General features: G+C 61.4%; 20 protein-coding genes. 11 read left to right on the forward strand and 9 right to left on the reverse strand.

The window, feature by feature from the left end; genetic code table 11:
- Positions 1 to 3 precede the first annotated feature (3 nt).
- Together AC0Z4S_RS00740 and AC0Z4S_RS00745 are read right to left on the reverse strand one after the other, a co-directional pair.
- A complete protein-coding gene (locus AC0Z4S_RS00740) occupies positions 4 to 1,110 on the reverse strand; it encodes a M28 family peptidase (protein WP_485621654.1) in 1,107 nt (368 codons plus the stop codon).
- A gap of 372 nt (positions 1,111 to 1,482) precedes the next feature.
- Positions 1,483 to 2,376 (reverse strand): LysR family transcriptional regulator, encoded by an 894-nt coding sequence (locus AC0Z4S_RS00745; RefSeq protein WP_485621655.1) that lies wholly within the window; start codon positions 2,374 to 2,376, stop codon positions 1,483 to 1,485.
- 130 nt (positions 2,377 to 2,506) lie between these two features.
- Here AC0Z4S_RS00745 and AC0Z4S_RS00750 point away from each other — a divergent pair, with 130 nt between their 5' ends.
- A complete protein-coding gene (locus tag AC0Z4S_RS00750) occupies positions 2,507 to 3,718 on the forward strand; it encodes an MFS transporter (protein ID WP_485621656.1) in 1,212 nt (403 codons plus the stop codon).
- A 1-nt stretch (position 3,719) separates the two neighbouring features.
- Here the strand turns inward: AC0Z4S_RS00750 and AC0Z4S_RS00755 are convergent, their stop codons facing one another.
- Positions 3,720 to 3,878, reverse strand: coding sequence for a DUF2986 domain-containing protein (locus AC0Z4S_RS00755; RefSeq protein ID WP_253500921.1), 159 nt, complete (start codon positions 3,876 to 3,878; stop codon positions 3,720 to 3,722).
- 126 nt (positions 3,879 to 4,004) lie between these two features.
- On the opposite strand from AC0Z4S_RS00755, the gene AC0Z4S_RS00760 reads away from it, so the two are divergent.
- The 3 genes from AC0Z4S_RS00760 (at position 4,005) to AC0Z4S_RS00770 (ending at position 6,545) form a co-directional block, all read left to right on the forward strand.
- A complete protein-coding gene (locus tag AC0Z4S_RS00760) occupies positions 4,005 to 4,496 on the forward strand; it encodes an anti-virulence regulator CigR family protein (protein ID WP_485621657.1) in 492 nt (163 codons plus the stop codon).
- Positions 4,497 to 4,647: 151 nt separating this feature from the next.
- On the forward strand, positions 4,648 to 5,622 hold the full coding sequence (locus AC0Z4S_RS00765; protein ID WP_485621658.1) for a quinone oxidoreductase family protein: 975 nt from the start codon (positions 4,648 to 4,650) through the stop codon (positions 5,620 to 5,622).
- The gene (locus AC0Z4S_RS00770; RefSeq protein ID WP_485621659.1) at positions 5,619 to 6,545 is read left to right on the forward strand and encodes a LysR family transcriptional regulator; all 927 of its coding nucleotides are present in this window, start codon (positions 5,619 to 5,621) and stop codon (positions 6,543 to 6,545) included. The genes AC0Z4S_RS00765 and AC0Z4S_RS00770 overlap by 4 nt, the downstream gene beginning before the upstream one ends.
- A 488-nt stretch (positions 6,546 to 7,033) precedes the next feature.
- Here AC0Z4S_RS00770 and AC0Z4S_RS00775 read toward each other — a convergent pair whose 3' ends face one another.
- Both AC0Z4S_RS00775 and AC0Z4S_RS00780 read right to left on the reverse strand, forming a co-directional pair.
- Positions 7,034 to 7,510, reverse strand: a complete 477-nt coding sequence (locus AC0Z4S_RS00775; protein ID WP_227974277.1) for a PA2171 family ribosome-binding persister protein — start codon at positions 7,508 to 7,510, stop codon at positions 7,034 to 7,036.
- Between the two features lie 257 nt (positions 7,511 to 7,767).
- Positions 7,768 to 7,983 (reverse strand): PLDc N-terminal domain-containing protein, encoded by a 216-nt coding sequence (locus tag AC0Z4S_RS00780; RefSeq protein ID WP_485621660.1) that lies wholly within the window; start codon positions 7,981 to 7,983, stop codon positions 7,768 to 7,770.
- 252 nt (positions 7,984 to 8,235) lie between these two features.
- Here AC0Z4S_RS00780 and AC0Z4S_RS00785 point away from each other — a divergent pair, with 252 nt between their 5' ends.
- Genes AC0Z4S_RS00785 through AC0Z4S_RS00795 form a run of 3 tightly spaced genes read left to right on the forward strand, consistent with a single transcriptional unit; the run spans position 8,236 to position 13,764 of the window.
- Positions 8,236 to 12,078 carry an autotransporter outer membrane beta-barrel domain-containing protein gene (locus AC0Z4S_RS00785; RefSeq protein WP_485621661.1) on the forward strand — a complete coding sequence of 1,281 codons (3,843 nt, stop codon included), beginning with the start codon at positions 8,236 to 8,238 and terminating at the stop codon, positions 12,076 to 12,078.
- 59 nt (positions 12,079 to 12,137) lie between these two features.
- Positions 12,138 to 13,265, forward strand: a complete 1,128-nt coding sequence (locus tag AC0Z4S_RS00790; protein WP_485621662.1) for a saccharopine dehydrogenase family protein — start codon at positions 12,138 to 12,140, stop codon at positions 13,263 to 13,265.
- A gap of 1 nt (position 13,266) precedes the next feature.
- A complete protein-coding gene (locus AC0Z4S_RS00795; protein ID WP_485621663.1) occupies positions 13,267 to 13,764 on the forward strand; it encodes a DUF2269 family protein in 498 nt (165 codons plus the stop codon).
- On the opposite strand, the gene AC0Z4S_RS00800 is transcribed toward AC0Z4S_RS00795, so the two are convergent.
- Positions 13,747 to 14,199, reverse strand: a complete 453-nt coding sequence (locus AC0Z4S_RS00800; RefSeq protein ID WP_485622085.1) for a thiol-disulfide oxidoreductase DCC family protein — start codon at positions 14,197 to 14,199, stop codon at positions 13,747 to 13,749. The genes AC0Z4S_RS00795 and AC0Z4S_RS00800 overlap by 18 nt on opposite strands.
- Positions 14,200 to 14,250: 51 nt before the next feature.
- Entirely contained in the window at positions 14,251 to 15,171 is a 921-nt protein-coding gene (locus tag AC0Z4S_RS00805; RefSeq protein ID WP_485621664.1) for an AraC family transcriptional regulator, read from the reverse strand.
- A gap of 88 nt (positions 15,172 to 15,259) precedes the next feature.
- Between AC0Z4S_RS00805 and AC0Z4S_RS00810 the strand changes: the two genes are divergently transcribed.
- Positions 15,260 to 16,228: an oxidoreductase gene (locus AC0Z4S_RS00810; RefSeq protein WP_485621665.1), complete on the forward strand. Its 969-nt coding sequence runs from the start codon at positions 15,260 to 15,262 to the stop codon at positions 16,226 to 16,228.
- Positions 16,229 to 16,476: 248 nt separating this feature from the next.
- Here AC0Z4S_RS00810 and AC0Z4S_RS00815 read toward each other — a convergent pair whose 3' ends face one another.
- Entirely contained in the window at positions 16,477 to 17,352 is an 876-nt protein-coding gene (locus AC0Z4S_RS00815; protein ID WP_083353024.1) for a LysR family transcriptional regulator, read from the reverse strand.
- A 98-nt stretch (positions 17,353 to 17,450) separates the two neighbouring features.
- On the opposite strand from AC0Z4S_RS00815, the gene AC0Z4S_RS00820 reads away from it, so the two are divergent.
- Positions 17,451 to 18,620: a mandelate racemase/muconate lactonizing enzyme family protein gene (locus tag AC0Z4S_RS00820; RefSeq protein WP_471879330.1), complete on the forward strand. Its 1,170-nt coding sequence runs from the start codon at positions 17,451 to 17,453 to the stop codon at positions 18,618 to 18,620.
- 102 nt (positions 18,621 to 18,722) lie between these two features.
- The gene (gene dctA, locus AC0Z4S_RS00825; RefSeq protein WP_485621666.1) at positions 18,723 to 20,030 is read left to right on the forward strand and encodes a C4-dicarboxylate transporter DctA; all 1,308 of its coding nucleotides are present in this window, start codon (positions 18,723 to 18,725) and stop codon (positions 20,028 to 20,030) included.
- Between the two features lie 337 nt (positions 20,031 to 20,367).
- On the opposite strand, the gene AC0Z4S_RS00830 is transcribed toward dctA, so the two are convergent.
- Positions 20,368 to 21,330, reverse strand: a complete 963-nt coding sequence (locus tag AC0Z4S_RS00830; RefSeq protein ID WP_485621667.1) for a LysR family transcriptional regulator — start codon at positions 21,328 to 21,330, stop codon at positions 20,368 to 20,370.
- 101 nt (positions 21,331 to 21,431) lie between these two features.
- On the opposite strand from AC0Z4S_RS00830, the gene AC0Z4S_RS00835 reads away from it, so the two are divergent.
- Entirely contained in the window at positions 21,432 to 22,172 is a 741-nt protein-coding gene (locus AC0Z4S_RS00835) for an SDR family oxidoreductase (protein WP_485621668.1), read from the forward strand.
- Positions 22,173 to 22,179: the final 7 nt, after the last annotated feature.

A 22,179-nucleotide genomic window follows, 5' to 3' on the forward strand; every position in this document is an offset into this window, starting at 1 on the left:
GAATCAAGTCGATACCTCGTTCTGCACACCCTGCAGATATTCCACCAACGTCTGCGCGCACGCTTCGATCGCGCCGTCGACCACTAGTTCGAACCCATGGGTGTTCTCGGTCGGGATTGCGATGCATCCGGCCTGGGCGCTGATTCCCGAGCTCATAACCGCGCTGGCATCCGAGGCGAAATCCACCAGCAGGGCGAACTGCGGGTTGAAACCGCAACGCTTGGCCGCATCGGCCAAAGCCATGACCACGCCGCGCGAGTAATAGCCTTTCTGGTCGCCGGTATCGATGATCGGGTCGACGCTCAATCGCGTTGCGTACTCGCTCATCACCGGGCCTACTTCCACGGCAATTGTGGTATCACCGGGCAGGTGCGCGGCCGCGTACATCGCGCCTGCGTTGCTTTCTTCTTCGAGGGTGGTGAAGACGAAATAGGTGTCATGCCGCAATTCGGTGGTGCTGTGCTTCAGTTGCTCAGCGGCCAAGAGCATGGCGACGACAGGCGCGCGGTCATCGAGAAAATGCGCAGCGGTGGCATCGCCCACCCGGAACGGCGTGCGCCAATGCTGGCTGAGCACAACCCGAGTGCCGGGGCGCACGCCCATGTCTTGCAGAGCTTGCGGATCATGACGGGTGATGATATGCACGTCCTTCCATTCCACCGCGCCACTCATTACATCCTGGCCCTGCGGCGAGCCTGCCGTAGCGTGCATCGAACCGAACGACAGCACGCCCGGCAAAGTTTGCGCATCGCCGAGAATATCCACCGGGCACACACCGAAATTCACCGGGTTCGCCCCACCCAACGCCACCACCCGCAAGGTGCCGTCCGGCTCGACGCGTTTGACCACCATGGCGATCTCATCCATGTGGCCCATGATGCGCACGGCGTGCTGGCCATCGGGATCGGGTTCGCCGCCCCTGAGCAGGCCGATGACATTGCCGGCCCGGTCGGTCCGGACCTCATCGCAATGGCGCTGCAGTTCTTCCAGGCAGATCGCCCGGACTTCGTCCTCCTGACCACCGGGCCCGCGCGCCATGAGCAAGCGGCTCAATAGCGCTTGGGTTGATTCGTGGGAGTTGCGCGGCGATGGCGCCTGATTTTCCGACATGCGTACTGACCCTCCTTGCATCGGCGGACGTGTATCGACCGCTCAGGGTTTTAGGGGGCAGATTGGCGGAAAAATTCAGATCGCGTGGTGCCAGGGTATCGCGATGCCGCTGGACCTGTGGGAGCGAGCTTGCTCGCGAAAGCGGTGTGTCATTCAACGCGGATGTATCTGATCTGGCGCCTTCGCGAGCAGGCTCGCTCCCACAGATGTTTTGTTTGGGATGGAGATCGTGGGTTTGCCCCGAACCACCGTGGGAGCGAGCTTGCTCGCGAAAGCGGTGTGTCATTCAACGCGGATGTAACTGATCTGGCGCCTTCGCGAGCAGGCTCGCTCCCACAGGGAATCGGTGTTTGGCTTAGGTGATTTGTTATGTCAGTGATTGTATTTCAACGCTTCGACAAACGCCGCGAACGCTGCCGATCCCTGGCGTCGGTTGGGGTAATACAGGTGATACCCCTGAAACGCCGGGCACCAGTCGCTCAACACTTCCACCAGTCGTCCATTCGCTAGATACGGCGCGACCAACTGCTCGGGCACGTACGCTACGCCGATACCATCCACGGCGGCATTGAGCACATGCATGATGCTGTTGAACACCAGTTGCCCGTCGACCTTCACGCTGAAGTCCTGACCCTGATGCGCAAACTCCCAGGCGTAAATCGCGCCAGCCGGTTGATGGCGGATATTGATGCAGGTGTGCTCCATCAACTGATGAGGCGTGGCGGGGGGCGGGTGGCGGGCGAAGTAATCGGGCGAGGCGACCACGGCCAGGCGCCAGTCCGGGCCGATACGCACGGCGATCATGTCTTTGCTGATCGACTCGCCCAGACGAATGCCGGCGTCGAAGCGCTCCTTGACCACATTGGTGAAGCCATAATCGACGTAGAACTCCAACGTGATGTCCGGGTAGTCCTTCAGAAATCCGGCAAGCATCGGCCGGATGCACAACTCGATCTGATCGTCCGTGCAGGAAATCCGGATAGTACCGCTGGGCTTGTCGCGCAGTTCACCTAGGGCTTCGAGTTCGGCGCTGATCTGCTCGAACAGTGGCGCAATCGAACGCATCAGGCGCTCGCCGGCCTCGGTCGGTGAGACGTTGCGCGTAGTGCGGGCGAGCAAGCGAATGCCCAGGCGCTGCTCCAGCGCGCGAACTGTGTGGCTCAGCGCTGACGGCGTAACGCCGAAGCGCGCGGCGGCTTTGGTGAAACTCTGCTCTTGCGCCACCGCCAGAAAGGCCTGGAGGTCGTTGACTTTGGCGTTGCTCATTGCTGAATTTTTCTCAAAAGCACATGAAGATTACGGTTACTAATCAAGTTAAGCCCAATCCGTCAAGCTTTGCAGCCTGAGTAGCGCGGCAGACATGCCGCGCCCGATTCTCCTCCAAAGCAGGTTCTTCATGACGGCCCAAGTAATTGATAACCCGACAGCCCAGTCCATGGGCACGTCCACGGCTGGCGAGCAACCGGCGTACTGGAGCGGCGTGTTCGCGATGACCTTATGTGTCTTCGCGCTGATCGCTTCCGAATTCATGCCGGTCAGTCTGCTCACGCCGATGGCAACGGATTTGCACATCAGCGAAGGCCTGGCCGGCTACGGCATCGCCATTTCCGGCGCCTTCGCAGTGCTGACCAGTCTGACGATCACCAGGCTCGCCGGCTCCATGGATCGCAAGAGCCTATTGTTGCTGTTGACGGCGCTGATGTGCGCCTCGGGGCTGGTGGTCGCTCTGGCGCCCAACTACACGGTGTACATGATCGGCCGCGCACTGATCGGCGTGGTGATCGGCGGCTTCTGGTCGATGTCGGCGGCGCTGGCCATGCGTCTGGTGCCGTCCGCCAGCGTGCCCAAGGCTCTGGCGATTTTTAACGGCGGTAATGCTTTGGCCACGGTGGTGGCGGCGCCGTTGGGCAGTTATCTCGGCAGTGTGATTGGCTGGCGCGGGGCGTTTTTCTGCCTGATACCGGTGGCGCTGATTGCGCTGCTCTGGCAGTGGATCAGCCTGCCCGCGCTCCCCGCTGCGCCGCGCAAGGCGGATACTGGCAATGTTTTCGCCTTGTTCAAAAGTCGCCGGGTGGCGTTGGGCATGTTCGGCGCCGGGCTGTTCTTCATGGGCCAGTTCGTGCTGTTCACCTATCTGCGACCGTTTCTCGAAACTGTTACCCGGGTCGACGTTTCGGTGCTGTCGATGATTCTGCTGGTCATTGGTGTGGCCGGGTTCATCGGCACCGTGGTCATCGGGTCGGTGCTCAAGCAAGGCCTGTATCGCGTGCTGATCGTCATCCCGCTGTTGATGGCGATGGTTGCCGTGGCGCTGATCGGGCTGGGCAGCTCGGTGATCGCAGCGTTCGTGTTGCTGGGCTTGTGGGGATTGATCGCGACCGCCGCGCCGGTCGGCTGGTGGTCGTGGCTGGCGCGCACGCTGCCCGACGATGCCGAAGCGGGCGGTGGGTTGATGGTGGCGGTGGTGCAGTTGTCGATCGCTTCGGGGTCTACCGTCGGCGGTCTGCTGTTCGACGGCAGCGGTTATCGGCTGACCTTTTTCGCCAGCGCGGCATTGTTGGTGCTGGCGGCGCTGATGACCTGGCTGACGTCCCGGCAGACAGCCTGACTCAGCTTTCGATGTTCTCGACCGGCGCCTGCGCAGCTTCGGCTTCCAGCTTCAGGCGATCGGCCTTGCAGATGTATTTGGGCTTTTTCGGCGCCAGTTTGGCGTTGGCCTTTTTGGCCTTTTCCTTGAACAACTGCTGCAGCTTCTTTTGACGATTCATGATTTTTCGATCGCGGGTGGAGAGGGTGGGAATCCTGACGCAAGGCCGAGTGGTCAGCAAGGAGAAATCCACTAAGCTGAGCACAATGCTTCAGAACCAGAAGCACCGCGAACCGAAGGAACCGTCATGAGAAAAGCTCGCAGATTGATTGCCGCGTTATCCTGCCTCGCGCTGATAGTGGGCAGCACGACGGCGCTGGCCGACCCCGGCAATGGCAAGGGCCAAGGCGGCCAAGGCAACGGCAAAGGTAAACCGCAGAACGTGCAGGATCACGGCAAACAGGGCGGGGGCGGCCAAGGCAATGGCAACAAGGGCCAGCAATCCTCGGGCAATCGCGGCGGCGATCCGAGCGTTGACCGGGGCAACATTCTCGGCATCATCGGCGGCTATCGCGGCGAATACTGGAATCCGGGGCCGCCGCTGCCGCCGGGCATTCAAAAAAATCTGGCGCGGGGCAAGCCGCTGCCACCGGGCATCGCCAAAAAGCTGGACGGGCGGCTGCTCGGCCATTTGCCTCACTATGACGGCTACGAATGGCAGCAGGTGGGCACCGACCTGATTCTCGTTGCGCTGGCCACCGGGCTGATCTATGAGGTGCTCAACGGCGCGTTCGATTAGCGTTTCATTGGGGAGTGGCTTTAGCGCCGCTCCTCTTTTTGCTCGGATAGCTGCATCAGGTGCAGCAATGAACTGCATTCAATCCGGCTTGTTCGTCGAAACCTGCGCTTTCACACTGAGTTCAATGGTTAACGACTGAACGGAGATTTACATGGTCAACGCAATTCGCTTCACCGAAACGGGCGCTCCGGATGTGTTGCAACTGCAAACGGTCAGCGAGCAAGCCCCCGGACCCGGCGAAGTCTGGCTGGAGCAAGAGGCGGTGGGCGTCAATTACCTCGACGTCAGCCAACGCAAAGGGGCGGTGCAGGTGGCGTTGCCGTCGGGGCTGGGTCTGGAGGGCGCGGGCCGGGTCGCGGTTGTCGGTGCAGGTGTGGGCAATGTCCGCGTGGGGGATCGGGTCGCTTACGCTACCGGTCCTTTGGGCGGTTACGCCTCGGCGCGGCTGTTTCCGGCAGAGCGTCTGGTGAAAATCCCCGATGAGCTATCGTTCGAAGACGCGGCGGCGGTGCTGTTCAAAGGCATCACCGCGCAGTACCTGCTGAAAGCGACTTACCCGGTCAGGCCGGGCACGACGATGCTGCTATATGGCGTCGCGGGAGGGCTGGGGGAAATCATGGTGCCGTGGGCCAAGCACCTTGGCGCAACGGTGATCGGCGTGGTGTCGAAGCCGGCCAGTGTCGACAACGCTCGCGCGTCGGGCTGTGACGAAGTGCTGGTGTTCAATGCCGAGACCCTCGCCGCCGATGTGTTGCGTATCACCGAGGGGCGCAAGGTCGACGTGGTGTATGACCCGATTGGCCGGGTGTCTTTTCAGGCGTCGCTGGACAGCTTGCGTCCACGTGGGCTGATGGTCTCGTTCGGCGCACAGACCGGCGCGCCGGCAGCGGTGGAGATGGCCACGCTCAACGCCAAGGGCTCGCTGTTCCTGACCCGTCCATCGCTGGCCGCACACACAGCCACAACTGCGGAATATCAGGAACGTGCGCAAGATGTGTTGGCCGCTGTTGCCGCCAGTATCATCACGCCGCAGATCCGTGCGCGTTATCCATCGGCCGATGCGGCGCGAGCGCACGCCGATTTCGAGTCGGGGCGATCATCAGGGGCGATCATTCTAAAACCATGAATCTGGATGTTCTGAGCAATCCGCATAGCGATGAGATTGCTGCTTTTCTGGCCGTCGCCGGGCAAGGCTCGTTTGTCGCGGCGGGCCGTTTGTTGCAACGCCATCCGACCATCGTGTCCAAGCGACTTGCCGCGATGGAAAAGCGTTTGGGCGTGCGGCTGGTCGAGCGCTCGACCCGACATGTGCGCATCACCGAGGCCGGCCTGCAACTCGAACAGCGCCTGCGCGCAGCCGTCGAGCTGATGAACGAGGCGCAGCAACAAGCGGTGCAGGGCGCCAGCGAAGTGCGCGGCACGTTGCGCCTGGCCTTGCCGGCGGCGATGGGGCGCTTGTGGCTGGGGCCGCTGCTGCCGGAATTTCTCAAGGCCCATCCGCACGTTTCGGTAATCGCCGATTACAGCGAAGGCCTCGTCGACATCATCGAGCAGAGCTTTGATGCGGCCATCCGCATCGGCGAACTGGACGACAATCGGCTGATCGCGAAAAAGCTCAGCGACCATCGGCGGATTCTTTGCGCATCGCCGGCCTACATCGACGCGCACGGCATGCCGCAAACCCCGCAGGATCTGCTGCAGCATAACTGCCTGCGCTTCAGCGGGCTGGCGTCGTTCCCGTTGTGGCGCCTGCATCGCGGCAATGAACTGCAGACCATCACACCTCGCGGCAATCTGACCGCCAGCGACAGCGAATCCCTGCTCGCCGCCGCCCGCGCCGACGCCGGCATACTCGGCGCTGGCGACTGGCTGATGAGCCGCGACCTGGCGGCTGGGCGGTTGATCCAGGTGCTGCCCGACTGGCAGCTGGATGCGGCGGGCGGCGTTTATCTGGTCAGACCGTCATCACGGTTTCCGGCGGCGGCGGTGGTGGCGTTCAAGGAATGGATCGAAGCGAAATTCGATCCGGCGCCACCTTGGGCCGTTTGAACACCACAACTCTCAGTGCCACCACCGCCCCTGTAGGAGTGAGCCTGCTCGCGAAAGCGGAGTTTCAGTCACCGCTTGGTTGCCTGACCTGACGCCTTCGTGAGCAAGCTCACTCCCACAGGGTTCATGGTTTGCTCAGAAAATCCTGAACACCGTAACTCCAATGTGGGAGCGAGCTTGCTCGCGAAAGCAGAGTGTCAGTCATAGATGCTCTGGCTGACCTGACGCGATCGCGAGCAAGCTCACTCCTACAGGGTTTGTGTTTTGCTCAGAAAATTCCGAGCACCACAAATCCAATTGTGGGAGCGAGCTTGCTCGCGAAAGCAGAGTGTCAGTCGTATATGCTCTGGTTGACCTGACGCTATCGCGAGCAGGCTCACTCCTACAGGGTTTGTGGTTTGCTCGGGATTGCGCCCACACAGGAAATCCAGTGTCGGCGGCACAAAAAAAGCCCGGCATCGATGCCGGGCTTCGGTGTCTTCCGCGCTTTAAGCGGCGATGTTATTGGCTGCCATTTCCTTTTTGTGGCTTGCCTTCAAGGCTTCCATTTGCGCGCCCAGTTCCTCGAGCTTGGCTTTGCCCAGCAGCTTTTGCGCTTTCGGGAACATTTCCTCTTCTTCCTCTTCGATGTGGTGTTCCAGCAGCTCCTTGACCACTTTGACCCGGCCGGCAAATTCCGGGGTGCCTGGATCGGTTTCTTTCAGATCAGGCAGTACCAGCGAATCCACGGTGCGGTGCTCTTCCTTGGCTTCGTAGTACATGATGTCTTCTTCCTTGCTGCCGGCTTCCTTGAACGCGGGATACAGGATCTCTTCTTCCAGGCGGGTATGGATGGTGATTTCCATTTCCAGTTTGCCCAGCAACTCGACGCGTTTTTTCAGCGCGCGGTCGGTGGATTCACTCAGTTGGCTGAGGATGGCTTTTACTTTTTCATGGTCGGCTTTGAGAAGGTCGATGGCATTCATTTTTTGTCGCCTCTGCTTTTCACGGATTGAACACAGCGTTCTTTTTTTCGCGCTGCTGTGTATTCAGGGAGAGGCTATCGCATGACTCATGCCAACTCGCCGATTGAGCGCAACCCGCATAAACAAAGGGCTGGCTTAAAAGAAGGCACAACGCCTTCGTGCAACCTGCAAGAAAACTTCCCGGCGGACATTGCATATAACAAGCCCAGCAAATGCCGGGCTCTGGACGATGCTTGCGACAGGCCTGCGCGGGTGCTTCAGCGGTTGGCCTGTGAAGGCGAAATCCGCCCGACATGCTTGGGTCCCGCCAGTGCCCAGGCGATCAGGCCGAACAGCGGCACGAACACGATCAGCACGATCCACACGCCTTTGCTGCTGGATTTCCCCTGGCTTTTGCGCACCCGGTTGATGGCCCAAAGCTCGATCAGCACGAGAATGATCGCTAATACGATCCACACGGTTTCGATTTGCATAGGCTTAACTCCTGATGGTCTGTGCGTTAGGCGACGAGAGGGGCGTTGGGTTCATTCTTTTTGCCCGGAGGCGCTCACTTGAAAATACCGACTAGAGTTGTTAGCGCAGACAGCGCACGTTCCTGTGGGAGCGAGCCTGCTCGCGAAAACGCAGTGTCAGGCACCATCATTTGAAACTGACACCCCGCTTTCGCGAGCAGGCTCGCTCCTACAGTTTGCGCAGGCATTCAGCGTGAGACAGGGAGGTTTTCAATGGACGGTTTTCATGGGCATGGCGCCCCGCACTTCATGCGCAGCGCCTTGCTGGTCGCCATGACCAATGCCCTGCTGTTGAGTGACGCACAGGCCGCTTGCGGGCCGCTGGCGGCCGGGGCTTATAGCGTTTCGCAAACCTGCCTTCCCGCTGCCGGCGTCGACGCGTCCATCGCCACCCAACCCGGCACGACCATAACTACGACCGCTGGTTCTTCGCTGTTGAGCAGAGGCAACAACGCCAACTCGACGCTGAGCCTCAGCGGTACCACGATCAACAGCACACCGCCGACGGCGGCGAATGCCGTGTTCGCCAACGTGATCGGCAGCAGCGGCAATGCCAGCCTGACGCTCGATGGCGGCAGCAACACGGTCAACGTCGGTGGCAACGGGCTGGACGCTTTGGCTATCACCAACGCCGGCACAGGTTCGTCGACGTTCTCGGTCACCCCCGGCACCACGCTGAATATCCTCAACACCGTGGTCGGCAACGAGCACGACGGCATCGACATCAATGGCAGCGGCGGCGGGGCGATCAACGTTAACCATCAGGGCAGCGGTCAGATCACCTTGCTCGGTGGCAACGGCATCTGGACCAAGGCCACTGGCACTGGCGAGACCAACGTCAATGTCGGCGCCGGGGTGAGCATTCTGGTCAACAACGACGATGCGCTATCCGCTGGCCCGCCGATCGGTGATGAAACCTTGCCGACCGCTGGCATCGGCAACCACGCCGGCGTGCACACCCGCGCGGTCAGTGGCAACACTACCGTGGTCAGCGCCGCCAATGTGCAGAGTGTCGGCATGAACGCTTTCGGGATCTTCACCGAGGGCGGCAGCGGCAACACCAGCCTGACGAATAACGGGACGATCAGCACCAATGGCTTGAACGGATTCGGCATTCGTTCGTTCTCGACGGTGGGCAGCATCGCCATCGTCAATAACGGCGCGATCACCACCACTGGCGGCGCTGCTCACGGCATCTATGCCAATGACAACGTCGGCGCGACCGGTTCGATCAGTGTCGAAAACAACGCCGAACTCAACGTTGGCAGCACGACCAATACTGCCGGCTCGCGGGCGATCTACATCATCAAGCGTGGGACAGGCGATGCCAGCGTCACCGGTAGCGGCAATATCAACGTTTTCGGCAGCCCCAACACCACCCGCGCCTACGCCATCATCGTCAGCGCCGAGCGCAATAACGTTCTGATCGACTATTCCGGCGATCTGTTCGCCAGCGGCTTCGGCGCAGGCGGCATCCGTGTGGACTCGACCGGCGGCAACGTGCAGGTCAACTATCGCGGCGATCGCATCGAAACCTTGCACAGCAATGGCAACGGCATCTACGCCTCGACGCAGTCGCCCACCGGCACAGTGAATGTCGACGCTGGCGGCACGATCATCACCCATTCGGACGCTGGAACGGGCGATGGTAGTGGCATCGGCGCCTTCGGAATCCAGGCGCTGACCCTCGGTGGCGATGTCGGCATCCGCTTCACCGGCCCGCTGATCGACGTCAACGGCGCGGGCGCGGCGCTGCTCGCCGGTAACGCCTTCAACGGCGGCAGCGGCCTCGGCACGATCAATCTCCGCAACAGCGGTGAACTGGTCGCGCGTGGCGATCAGCAGCGTGGCATTCGCACGCTGTCGGTCAGTGGCGCACAGAACATCGTCAACACCGGGACGATCCAGACGCTCGGGGCTAGCAACAGTCAGGGCATTGTCGCCCAGGCCAGCGGCGCGGCGGATGTGACGGTGAGCAACAGCGGCGCGATCAGCGCACGCGGGACCGGCTCCTCGGCCATTGATGCGCTGACCGAGGGCGGCAACGTCAGCGTCAGCAACAGTGCGAGCCTGCAAGGTGGCTGGGCCGACAGTAGCGGGGTCGCCCTGGGCGGCGCCACGCAAACCCTGAACAACGCCGGAGCCATCGGCGCACTCAGCGATTCGGCGGTGCGCGCCGATGCGACCACGCCTGGCAGCACCTTCGCGCTGAACAACACGGGTCAGATCACCGGCTCGGTGAGTGCCGTCAGCGCCAGCAGCACCATCACCAACAGCGGCACGTGGATTCTGCGCGACTTCTTCGACAGCACCGGCAGTGGCACTCGCGACAGCTGGAACGTCGCCGTGAGCAACCTCGGCACGGCCGGCTCCAGCAGCATCGACAACAGCGGCCTGATTCAACTGGCGGCGCAACCGGCGAGCGGCATCGTCAACTTCAGCAGCAGCGGGGCTTATCTGCCGTTGGGGCAAACCGCCAACACGCCGACACCGGGCGGCGCGGTGCAGGGACAGATACTCGGCGTCAGTCGTTTCAGCAACAGCGGCACGCTGGATCTGGCGGCGGGCGGCAACACGGTTGGCAATGTCTTGCTGATCAGCGGCGCCGACAGCGCTGGCACCGATGGCGGCGGGGTATTTGTCTCGAACGGCGGGCGCGTGCTGCTCAACACCACGCTCAATGGCGGCGGGACCAATAGCCTGTCCGACATGCTGGTGGTGGACTCGACGGCAACCGCCAGCGGCGGCGGCACCGGTGTCGTCGTGCGCAATGTCGGCGGGCAGGGCGATCTGACTCAGGGCAATGGCATTGCCGTGGTCGAGTTGCTGAATAAAACCGCAGCCGCGAGCGACGCCAACGCCTTCCGCCTCGCCCGGCGCGTGGTCGCCGGACCCTATGAATATCGCCTGCAACAAGGCGCCGAGGATGGTAGCGCCCGCGACACCTGGTTCTTGCGATCGGATGCGCTGACGCCGCCGAGCCCACCGGTTCCGCCTGGTCCACCCGGTCCGGGCCCTGATCCAGCGCCCGATCCTGGCCCGGCGCCGGTGCCCAACTACCGTCCCGAAGTCTCGCTCTACGGCGCCGTGCCCGCGCTGGCGCTGGTTTACGGCCGGACCATGGTCGACACACTTCACGAACGGGTTGGCGAAGAACGCCTGAACCGTGGCGAGCCGTTGCCCAAACAAGATGAGTCGACACTGGCGCCATCGATGGGCTGGGGCCGGGTGATCTATCGCAGCGGCAAACAGGACGGCGATCGCAAAAATGCCTTGGGCAACACCCCGGAGTACAACTACGACCTGACCGCGTTTCAGATCGGCACCGACCTCTATCGCAAAGTCCGCCCTGACGGCAGTCACGAACAGGCGGGCCTGTCGCTGTCGGCGGGCACCATCAATGCCGGCGTCAGCCATTACACACGCCGCGCCGCCGGCGAAGACACACTGCGCGCGTATGGTGTCGGCGCCTACTGGACGCACTTCGGCCCGTCCGGCTGGTATCTGGACGGCGTGGTGCAGGTCAACCGCTTCGACATTGAAGCCAAACCCAACGACCTGGCGAAACTGAAAACCCGTGGCTGGGGCTATACCGCCTCGCTGGAAAACGGCTATCCCTATGAGTTCGACAAAGACTGGTACGTCGAGCCGCAATTGCAGGCGATCTACAGCTACGTCGATCTGGACAGCAGCGACGACGCCGGCGCCAAGGTGCGTTTCAAGGACGTCGATTCGCTGGTCGGCCGCGCCGGCGTGCGCATTGCCAGGGATTGGGAAACCGAGGGCGTCGACAAGAGCGCGCGGCGTACCAACGCGTGGATTCGGCCCAGCGTCTGGCATGAATTCAAGGGCCAGCCAAAGACCGAGTTTTCCTCCGAATCAGGTTACATCCCGTTCGAGTCGGACATTCAGGGCACGTGGGGCGAGGTCAATGTCGGGGTCGATTATCAGGCCAACCAACGCACGACATTTACCGCGTCGGCCGGTTATCGGCAGGGCTTTGATGGCGACAGCCATGGTTATGACGCAATGCTGGGTTTCAAAATAAATTTCTGAGTGCCGCTGCGGCCTATATCCTCTGCGCCACATGTTTAGGCTGGAACAGGGACAGGGCAATGGCATTCAGGGTGATGGTCGTCGGTGGTTACGGCAATTTTGGCAGCATCGTTTGTCGGCATCTGGCGCAGATGCCAGAGATTGAGTTGGTGTTGTCCGGCCGCGATGCGCGCAAGTTGCAGCGCAAGGTCGCTGAGCTGCAGGCGCAATCGGGCCGTCCGTGCCAAGGCTGGTGCGGCGATGCGCTGGGCGCGGAGTTTCAAGCGGCGTTACGCGAGCTGAATATTCAGTTGGTGGTGCACACCGGTGGACCGTTTCAGGGGCAGTCCTACGCCGTTGCTGAAAGCTGCATCGACGCCGGGGTCAATTACTGTGATCTGGCTGACTGCCGCACCTTCGTCAACGGCATTGATGTACTCGACGCCCGCGCCAAGGAGGCTGGTGTGGCGCTGCTCAGCGGTTGCAGTTCGGTGCCGACCCTGTCTTCGGCAATCATCGATCAGCAACGTCAGCGCTTTGCCCGAATCGATTCGATCGAGCACGGCATTTCTTCCTCGGCGAAGATGCCGGGGCTGTCCACGGTCGAGGGCGTGCTCGCCTACGCTGGCAAACCGATCAGGCAATTGAAGAATGGCCAGGTTCACGAAGTATTGGGCTGGCTCGATCTGACCTTGCGCACGATGCCGCAACTGGGCACGCGGGTGCTGGCCAACGTCGATGTGCCGGACATGGATATTTTCGCCCGCCGCTATGGAGCGCAGACGCTGCGCTTCAAGGCCGGCGCCGGCCTGAAACTCGGCGGCGTTGCCAACGCCTTGCTGGCGCAGGCTTTGCGCTTCGGTGTGGTGCGCGATCATCAGCGCTGGGCGGCGCGCCTGCATCGATTGGGCACGTGGTTTGAACGCTTCGGCGATGGCAAGAGCGCGATGTACATCGATGTCCGCGGCATCGCTGTCGATGGCCAGCCGCTGAGCATGACCGCGCAACTCACCGCGTTGAATGACAAAGGCCCGGAAATCCCCAGCTGCGCCGCCGTCGCCCTCGCGAGCAAAATGGCCCGGGGTTACGTGCCGCAATCTGGCGCACGACCCTGTGTTGGCGAGATCAGCGTCGAGGAATATCTGGCGGCGATCAACGATCCGGCCAATCTGAGCCTGTCGGTGCAGTTCGCCGAAGGGCAGCGTTGAGATGCTCTATCTCTGCCTGAAGTACCTGCATGTAATCGCGGCGATTTTCCTCTTTGGTTTCGGCATGGGCTCCTACCTCTACCTGATCGCCGCCAGCCGCACCGGCAACCCGCAAGTGATCGCCCATGTCGCACGGATGGTGGTGCGCTTTGACACGTGGATCACCACGCCTGCCGGGTTTGTCCAGGTCATCACCGGCTATCTGCTGATGCGGCTTTCCGGGCTGTCGATGAGCATGGAGTGGCTGCTGACTTCGCTGATCATTTTCTTCTGTGTGGGCGCGTTGTGGCTGCCGGTGCTGGTGTTGCAAAAGCGTTTGCAGAGTATGGCAATGAGCGCGGGCGAGGGTGGCCTGGCTCTGGATGATCGCTACGCGAGCACGTACCGCTGGTGGTTCTGGATGGGCATTGCCGGGTTCGCCGGGATGTTTGTCATCGTGCTGATGATGGTGACGAAGATGACCCCGCTGCAACTGATCGGATCAGCCGTGGGCCTTTAGAAAACGACTTTCGTGATCCGCTGTTGGTAGCAGGCAAGTGTCGTATTTACCGAACAGCCGATAGCGATTCAGGGCAATGCGATCATAAGCCCAGTCGCGCAGCCGGCCCGGGAATATCCGCAGCAGTTTCAGCGGCTGCCAGCGCCCTGGCAATTGCCCGACCACTTCCAGAAACGCATCGGAACGCTCCCAGTAATGCCGGTCGCGAATCACCGCCATGGTGTCGAACTCATCCAGCGGCAAACCGGCCCACGCCAGCAACGCTTGGCCCTCGGGCGATTGCACCGCCGCCAGCCGTACACGTCGCTGGCGATCATGGCGTATCAGAAAGCGCGCCCAGCCGTTGCAGAGCTTGCACACACCGTCGAACAGCACCACGGTTTCGCCGGGCTTGAGCAATGGCGCGGGGGAAGGGCGGGTCTTCATGGCAGGCATATCCTTGGCGGCGGTTGTCGCGATCATAACCTCGATCAACCGGCGCTTGTTCTATAGCGACGGATCGCGGCGGTATTGCCCCGGCGATCTTCCATGAACGCGGCGAAAGGCAGCGCCAAAAGCCGCGTCGGACAGATAGCCCAGCGAAGCGGCGACCGTCGCCACATTGTCCCGACCATTGCGCAAGCGAAACGCGGCCACGCGCATCCGCCAGCGTGTGGCGTATTCGACCGGTGCCAGGCCCATGCGTGTCTTGAACAGCGCAGCGAAACCCGATCGCGACATGCAGGCCATCTCGGCCATTTGCGTCAGGCGCCAGAGTTGTTCCGGAGCAGCGTGAATGGCGCGCAATACGCCGGCAATCGCCGGCTCTCGCATTCCACCGAGCCAGGCCAGTTGTTCGGCATCGGCGCTGTTGATGTGATGGCGCAGCGCATGGATAAAGATCAGCCGCAGCAGGTCGTTGCACATTGCCTGCGAGCCGGCCTGCTGCGAAGGCCATTCGCGGCCCAGTTCATCGAGCAGCCAGCCGAACGACGAAGCACCTGCGGTCTCGGCGCGAATGATCAGCGAGGTTGGCAGCACATCGAGCAGCTCGGTTGCGCCGGGCCCCGATAGCGACACGCTACCGCCCAGCAGCTCGACGTCGTCGCCGACGCCAAATGTCGCCGAGGCACCGTCATGGGCGAAAACCTCCGCTGCATTCACCGCTTCGACATCGACGCCGCTGGCGAGAATGAACGGCGCGCGCGATACCACAAAACAGTCGCCGGCCTGCAGCAACTGCGCCGGCATGCCCTGCATGCGCAGCCAGCATTCGCCTCGTCGCACGACGTTGAATTTCAGTTCGATGGGTTGGAAACGCAGCGCCCAGATGCCACCCGCCTGCAAACGAACCGAACAGGCTGCGCGCAGTTCAGAGAGCGCCAATACAGCAGAGAGTGGATCGCCAGCAGGATTTTGGATGATCACGACAGAAACCTGGATTTATCAGACTGGTTCGTCCGCAGAGCTTAGCCAAGAATGAAGGCCTTCGATAGCTCACTCAGGATTACGCCCCATGGCCACCCTTCAACTACCTGTGCAATCACCGTTCAACGCCGCCAGCACAGCGGCCGAAGTCATGGCCGGCATCGACCTGCGCGGGCAACTCGTCGTGGTCACGGGCGGTTATTCCGGCTTGGGTCTGCTGACGGTGAAAAGCCTCGCTGCGGCCGGGGCGCAGGTCATTGTGCCGGCCAGAGATACCGCGCGGGCCGAGGCGGCGTTGACCGGGATTGACGGCGTCAGGGTAATGCCCATGGATCTGATGCAGGCCGAGTCGGTGGCGAGGTTCAGCCGAAGTCTGGTCAGCGCGGGCCAGCCAGTGTCGTTGCTGATCAACTGCGCCGGGGTCATGGCCGCACCGTTGCTGCGCGATGCCAATGGCCACGAGAGCCAGTTTGCGACCAATCATTTGGGCCACTATCGCCTGACCTGCGGCCTCTGGCCGGTGCTGGTCAAGGCTGGGCAGGCGCGGGTGCTGTCGGTGTCTTCACGCGGGCATCAGATTGCCGGGGTGGAGTTTGACGACATCGATTTCTTGCAGCGCCCGTATGACAAATGGCTCGCTTATGGCCAGTCGAAAACCGCCAATGCCTTGTTTGCCATCGCACTCGATCAGCGTGGACGTAGCGATGGCGTTCGCGCGTTCTCATTGCATCCGGGGCAGATTCTGACGGATCTGGCACGGCACTTGAGCACGGCTGAACTCGCCGCATTCGATGCGCTGGATGAACAGGGTCGGCCACGGCTGGATGCGCACAACGGTTTGAAAACTGTCGAGCAGGGCGCCGCTACCGGGTTGTGGTGTGCGACCAGTGCAGTGCTTGCGGATTTGGGTGGTGTGTATTGCGAAGACTGCAATGTTGCGCCGATCAATGACCCTGAAACAGGCCGCAAGGGTGTGGCGCAATGGGCGGCCGACGCCGAGTCGGCAGAGCGACTTTGGGTGGTTTCGGAGCAATCGACTGGGCTCACGGTGGCATGAATCGAGTCAAAGGCCAAAAGCCCCTCACCCTAACCCTCTCCCGGAGGGAGAGGGGACTGACCGAGGTGTTAGTAAAGATACGCGAACCTGAAATACCGAGCCGAACTCAGGTTTTGAACAGCACCCAAATCGGCTCCCTCTCCCTCGGGAGAGGGCTGGGGTGAGGGGCTGCCGCGCCGCCGTAACCCAGTCGTACCCAGACACAACATTTCGCCTGCGCACCGCCATCGCGCTTCAGCCCGGTCAGATCACTCCCCCAGCTTCGCCCAGAATTCCTCCGCCGAATGACTGATCGGAGCCGTCGGGCGAGTCAGATGAATTTCCAATGGAATATCCCAGCTTTCATCCAGTGCCCTGACCAGACGCCCATCGGCCATTTCCTGTTCGGTCAGACTTTTCGGCAGCCAGGCGACGCCTTTGCTTTCCAGCGCCATCGACATCAGTACTGCGGCCAGATGGCTGCTGAACAGCGGTTTCAAGTGCAGATAATCGGCCTTGCCGTGCAGCCTGTGGGCGACGATTCGACCCAGACCGGATTCGTGGGTGTAGGCCAGATAGGGCAGGGTTTCGGGCGAAGTGCCAAATTGCGCCGAAGCGCTCGCCAGCGGCATGAGTACATCCTCGCCGACCTTCTTGCCAATGAATTGATCAGGCGCCAGCAACGGCGGTACGTCGGGGTGGCGATGGCACAGCAGGAACTGCACCTGGCCATGGATCAGCATCTGTTCGCACACGGCCATGCTGTCGGAATGCAGGCGAACCGCATCGATCGGCGCACCCCTTTCGGCACTGCGCAACCAGCGCGGGAAGAAGGTGAATGACAGCGAATGAGTGGCCGCAAACTGCAAGGTTTTCGCGGCCATGCCCGCCACTTCCTGTGCTTCGGAACGCATGCGGTACAGACGCCTGGCCGCTTCCTGGGCACTGGGCAAAATCTGCCTGCCCGCTTCGGTCAATGTCGCGCCTTGCGGGGTGCGCACGAACAATTCCACGCCCATCCAGTTCTCCAGCGAACGTACTCGGCGACTGAACGCCGGCTGCGTCACGTGGCGCGCTTCAGCGGCCCGGACAAAGCTGCCGTACTCGGCCAGCGCGGAAAAATCCTCAAGCCAAACCAGTTCCAAGGGCAATGCCTCCTGTGCATAGGGCGCGGCATTAATAGCATTGGGCGGGTGTCGTCGCAAAGCATAACGTTGGGCCACCACAACAAGAGGAACCCGTCATGCGTATCGTCGATATCCGTGAAAAAACCGTCTCCATCGCTTCCCCGATCGCCAATGCCTACATCGACTTTTCGAAGATGACCTGCTCGGTCGTCGCGGTCGTTACGGACGTGATTCGCGACGGCAAACCGGTCATCGGTTACGGCTTTAACTCCAACGGTCGCTACGGTCAGGGCGCGTTGATGCGCGATCGCTTTCTGGCGCGGATCACCGAAGCCGACCCGGAAACCCTGATCGATCATGAGAACAATAACCTCGATCCGTTCGCCATCTGGAAAACCCTGATGACCAACGAAAAACCCGGCGGGCATGGCGAGCGTTCGGTAGCGGTCGGCACCATCGACATGGCGGTGTGGGACGCGGTGGCGAAGATCGAAGGCAAACCGCTGTATCGCCTGCTTGCCGATCGTTATCGCGATGGCGTGGCCGATGACAAGGTCTGGGTGTATGCGGCGGGTGGCTATTACTACCCGGGCAAGGACCAGAGCAAACTCAAGGCCGAAATGCAGGGCTATCTGGATCGTGGCTACGACGTGGTCAAGATGAAGATCGGCGCAGTGCCGCTGGACGAAGATATTCGCCGCATCGAAGCGGTGCTGGAGGTGGTGGGCGACGGCCAGCGTCTGGCGGTCGACGCCAACGGCCGCTTCGATCTGCAGACCGGTATCGCGTATGCCGAAGCGATCAAGAAGTACAACCTGTTCTGGTACGAAGAGGTCGGCGACCCGCTGGATTACGCGCTTCAGGCCGAGCTGGCCAATCACTACGAACTGCCGATGGCCACCGGCGAAAACCTGTTCTCTCACCAGGATGCCCGCAACCTGTTGCGCCACGGCGGCATGCGCCCTGACCGCGACTACCTGCAATTCGACTGCGCGCTGTCCTACGGGCTCGTCGAGTACATGCGCACCCTGAAAGTGATGGAAGAGCTGGGTTGGTCTTCGCGTCGCGTCGTGCCGCATGGCGGTCACCAGATGTCGCTGAACATCGCTGCCGGCCTGCACCTGGGCGGCAACGAATCGTACCCGGACGTGTTCCAGCCATTCGGCGGGTTTGCCGACGGTATCCGCGTGGAGAACGGCTACGTCGGTCTGCCGGATATCCCGGGTGTCGGCTTCGAAGCCAAGTCTGCGCTGTATGCCGTCATGCGTGAATTGGGCGAGGGCTGATTCAGTTTCATCTGCGGCCTCGTTTGCCGAGGCCGCACTTTCAGGCGTCATCCTCGACGCCAAAGCCACATGCCCACCACAACAATAAAATGAGGTGCTTCCGTGGAAACTTCAAAATCGCGCTGGTACAGCCAGCTCTATGTGCAAGTGCTGATCGGCATCGTCATCGGCGCTGCCATCGGATACTTTGTGCCGGACATCGGCGCCAAGCTGCAGCCGTTTGCCGACGGTTTCATCAAGCTGATCAAGATGCTCCTGGCGCCGATCATTTTCGGCACGGTGGTGGTCGGTATCGCCAAGATGGGCAGCATCAAGGAGGTCGGGCGCATCGGTGTGAAAGCGCTGCTCTACTTCGAAATCCTCTCGACCATTGCCCTGGTGGTCGGCCTGATCGTAGTCAACGTGGTCAAGCCCGGCGCCGGCATGAACATCAACGCCGGCACCCTCGATGGCAGTGCTGTCAACAAATACAGCCAGGCGGCGAGCGAGCAGGGCGGTCTCGTCGAATTTTTCCTCAATATCATTCCGCATACCTTCCTCGGCGCCTTCTCCAACGGCGTCATGCTGCAGGTGATTCTGTTGTCGGTGCTAATGGGCGTCGCCTTGGTGCAAATGGGCGAAACCAGCAAGCCGCTGATCAACACCATCGATCTGTTCCTGCAAGGCCTGTTCAAGATCGTGGCGATGGTCATGCGCCTGGCGCCGCTCGGTGCCGGTGCCGGCATGGCGTTCACCATCGGCAAATATGGGATCGGCACTTTGCTGTCGCTGGGGCAGTTGCTGGTCGCGCTGTACATCACCACGTTGATTTTCATTGTTGTGGTGCTGGGTGCGGTGGCGCGATGGTCGGGCATGCCGCTGATGCAGTTTCTGCGCTACTTCAAGGATGAAATCCTGATCACCCTGGGCACCTGCTCGACCGAAGCGGTGCTGCCGCGAATGATGGTCAAACTGGAAAAGCTCGGCTGCAAGAAATCCGTGGTCGGCATGGTCCTGCCGACGGGCTACACCTTCAACGCAGACGGCACCTGCATCTACCTGACCATGGCGGCGATTTTCATTGCCCAGGCGACCAACACGCCGCTGACCTTCATGGATCAGATGATTCTGCTCGGCGTATTTCTACTCACGTCCAAGGGCTCGGCCGGTGTGGCGGGCGCAGGGTTTGTAACGCTGGCGGCCACACTCACCACCATTCACTCGATTCCTCTGGTTGGCCTGGTGTTGCTGTTGGGCATCGATCGCTTCCTCAACGAGGCGCGAGCCGTGACCAACCTGATCGGTAACGGCATCGGCACCATCGCCATCGCCAAATGGGACAAGTCGTTCGACGTCGAAGCGTGCGAGCGGGAAATCGCCGCCATGAAGCAGGACAAGGCAGCGCGCAAGTCGCTGCTGGTGCATAAGTGATTCGGGCAACGTGAGCGCTTGATAGGCCTGCCTACGCGTACAGGTTTAAAGTCAGTTCAAAGGTTATGGACTGGGGGCGGGACGATGAGAATTGGCGAACTGGCGAAAACCAGCGGGTGCTGGCACGCCACCAATCCCCAGCCATGCCGAAAACCCTGTGGGAGCGAGCTTGCTCGCGAAGGGGCCAGAACAGCCAACATGGATGGCGACTGGCAGGACGCTTTCGCGAGCAAGCCCGCTCCGACAGTAGGTTACGAGCACTGCTCACAACAGTTGGCGATGTTCTTTCGCACCCGACAGTACAAGCAGTGGATTGCAAAACGTTCGCTATGAGCCGTCAGGCCGGACCAAAACCCTCTACGTACTTCTGGATGACCTCATCCCAGGGCGGCGTTGCGGGGAACAACTCAAGTAGAAATGCCGTGAACGCTTTGACATTCGGGCTACCGCGACGGCTCTCCGGCCACAACGCGGTGATGGCGAAGCGTTCCATGGTGAACTGCGGGAGGATGGGGACCAGTTCGCCCCGACGAACATACGCCGCCGCTACGTAATGCGGCGAAATACCGATGCCGCCGCCGGCAGCCAGCACCGCCGCGACCGCATCGCTGGCATCAACGGTGAGGGCCGCGTCGGGTGCCAGTTCCAACTGTCTGTCACCGGCCAGATACGGCCAGCGCAAACTCTGCCCGGTGCTTTGATAGCGGAAATTCACGCACTCGTGCTCGGCGAGATCCTCGGCCGTAAGCGGAGTACCCTTGCGCTGCAAATAGTCCGGCGAGGCAAACGCACCGATTCGATGTGGCCCAAGCGGCCGAGAGATGAGACGCGAGTCGGCAAGATTGCCAACCCGAACCGCGACGTCGATGCCTTGTTCGATGAGGTCGGCATACTGATCGCCGAGCCGCAGATCGATCGTCACATTTGGATATTGCTGGCGAAACCTCGGCAGTGCTGGCGCGAGGATATTCAATCCGATGGGCAACGGCGCGGTGACTTTCAGCACCCCCGAAGGCTCGGCGCGGGAAGCGACGGCAGCCTGATCGATGTCTTCGACTTCGCGCAGAATCCGCAGCGCCCGTTCATAGAGATCACGGCCCTCCGGGGTAAGCACCAGCGAGCGCGTGGTGCGGGTAAACAGCATCAAGCCGAAATGTTCTTCGAGTCGTTGCACGCTTTTGCTGATGGCCGACGGCGACACCGACAATGCCCGAGCGGCAGCCGTGTAGCTCCCCAGCGAAGCCGCTCGTGCAAAGGCGATAAGCCCGGTTAAACGATCCAATCCAATTTGTGCCTTCATGGCACTAGTAAAGCGAATTCTGCCCCAATTATCAATGTGGCCTCCAAACCGTAGTCTTTGTCCATCGAACGCCACTCAGGTGTTCCAGACGGAGACTCAGCATGAACATCAGCCAAAACCTGCCATCCACCCTCAACGACAAAACCGTGGTCATTTTCGGCGGCACTTCCGGCATTGGCCTTGCCGCCGCGGTGCAAGCGAAAGCCGTCGGCGCCAAGGTCATCGTCATCGGTTCGAACGCCGCACGTGCCGAGCAAGCCGCCAGCGAGCATGGGCTTGATGGCTGGCGCGCGGCCGACGTGACCGATAGCCGGGCTCTCGAAACTGCGCTGGCCGATATCCCTCAGGTCGATCACCTCGTTCTGCTCGCCGGCACTTTTGTGGCTGGCACCGTGCGTGCGGCAGATCTCGCTTACCTGCATCGCGCGTTCGATGAACGCATCTGGGCTTCGATCAATGCGATTAGGATTCTCGGCGACAGGCTGGCAAAAGACGGCTCGATCACTTTCATCTCCGGCTCTCTGGCTGATCGCCCGAATGCCTACGGCACCGCCGTGCTCGCAGCCGCCTCGGCGGCGATGGAAGCACTGGCTCGCGGCCTGGCTCTGGAGCTGGCACCGGTGCGGGTCAATACGCTGTCGCCCGGCCCGATCAACACCCCGATTCTGGGCAAGGCACTGGGCGAGGGGCGGGATGCATTCGTCGCTTCTCTTGAGCAGGTTCTGCCCCTGCATCGCCTCGGCACAGCAGCAGAAGCGGGCGCGGCAGCAGTGTTCCTGATGAGCAACACCTTCATGAACGGCGCCGTGCTCAACATCGACGGCGGCGCACGCCTGGTTTGATCCTGCC

It is taken from the genome of Pseudomonas sp. 1L-B-1-E-C1 (assembly GCF_057291835.1).

Coding starts and splice junctions, on each gene's coding strand:
- AC0Z4S_RS00740 (WP_485621654.1), bottom strand. CDS start 1,110: ATGTCGGAAAATCAGGCGCCATCGCCGCGCAACTCCCACGAATCAACC.
- AC0Z4S_RS00745 (WP_485621655.1), bottom strand. CDS start 2,376: ATGAGCAACGCCAAAGTCAACGACCTCCAGGCCTTTCTGGCGGTGGCG.
- AC0Z4S_RS00750 (WP_485621656.1), top strand. CDS start 2,507: ATGACGGCCCAAGTAATTGATAACCCGACAGCCCAGTCCATGGGCACG.
- AC0Z4S_RS00755 (WP_253500921.1), bottom strand. CDS start 3,878: ATGAATCGTCAAAAGAAGCTGCAGCAGTTGTTCAAGGAAAAGGCCAAA.
- AC0Z4S_RS00760 (WP_485621657.1), top strand. CDS start 4,005: ATGAGAAAAGCTCGCAGATTGATTGCCGCGTTATCCTGCCTCGCGCTG.
- AC0Z4S_RS00765 (WP_485621658.1), top strand. CDS start 4,648: ATGGTCAACGCAATTCGCTTCACCGAAACGGGCGCTCCGGATGTGTTG.
- AC0Z4S_RS00770 (WP_485621659.1), top strand. CDS start 5,619: ATGAATCTGGATGTTCTGAGCAATCCGCATAGCGATGAGATTGCTGCT.
- AC0Z4S_RS00775 (WP_227974277.1), bottom strand. CDS start 7,510: ATGAATGCCATCGACCTTCTCAAAGCCGACCATGAAAAAGTAAAAGCC.
- AC0Z4S_RS00780 (WP_485621660.1), bottom strand. CDS start 7,983: ATGCAAATCGAAACCGTGTGGATCGTATTAGCGATCATTCTCGTGCTG.
- AC0Z4S_RS00785 (WP_485621661.1), top strand. CDS start 8,236: ATGGACGGTTTTCATGGGCATGGCGCCCCGCACTTCATGCGCAGCGCC.
- AC0Z4S_RS00790 (WP_485621662.1), top strand. CDS start 12,138: ATGGCATTCAGGGTGATGGTCGTCGGTGGTTACGGCAATTTTGGCAGC.
- AC0Z4S_RS00795 (WP_485621663.1), top strand. CDS start 13,267: ATGCTCTATCTCTGCCTGAAGTACCTGCATGTAATCGCGGCGATTTTC.
- AC0Z4S_RS00800 (WP_485622085.1), bottom strand. CDS start 14,199: ATGCCTGCCATGAAGACCCGCCCTTCCCCCGCGCCATTGCTCAAGCCC.
- AC0Z4S_RS00810 (WP_485621665.1), top strand. CDS start 15,260: ATGGCCACCCTTCAACTACCTGTGCAATCACCGTTCAACGCCGCCAGC.
- AC0Z4S_RS00820 (WP_471879330.1), top strand. CDS start 17,451: ATGCGTATCGTCGATATCCGTGAAAAAACCGTCTCCATCGCTTCCCCG.
- AC0Z4S_RS00830 (WP_485621667.1), bottom strand. CDS start 21,330: ATGAAGGCACAAATTGGATTGGATCGTTTAACCGGGCTTATCGCCTTT.
- AC0Z4S_RS00835 (WP_485621668.1), top strand. CDS start 21,432: ATGAACATCAGCCAAAACCTGCCATCCACCCTCAACGACAAAACCGTG.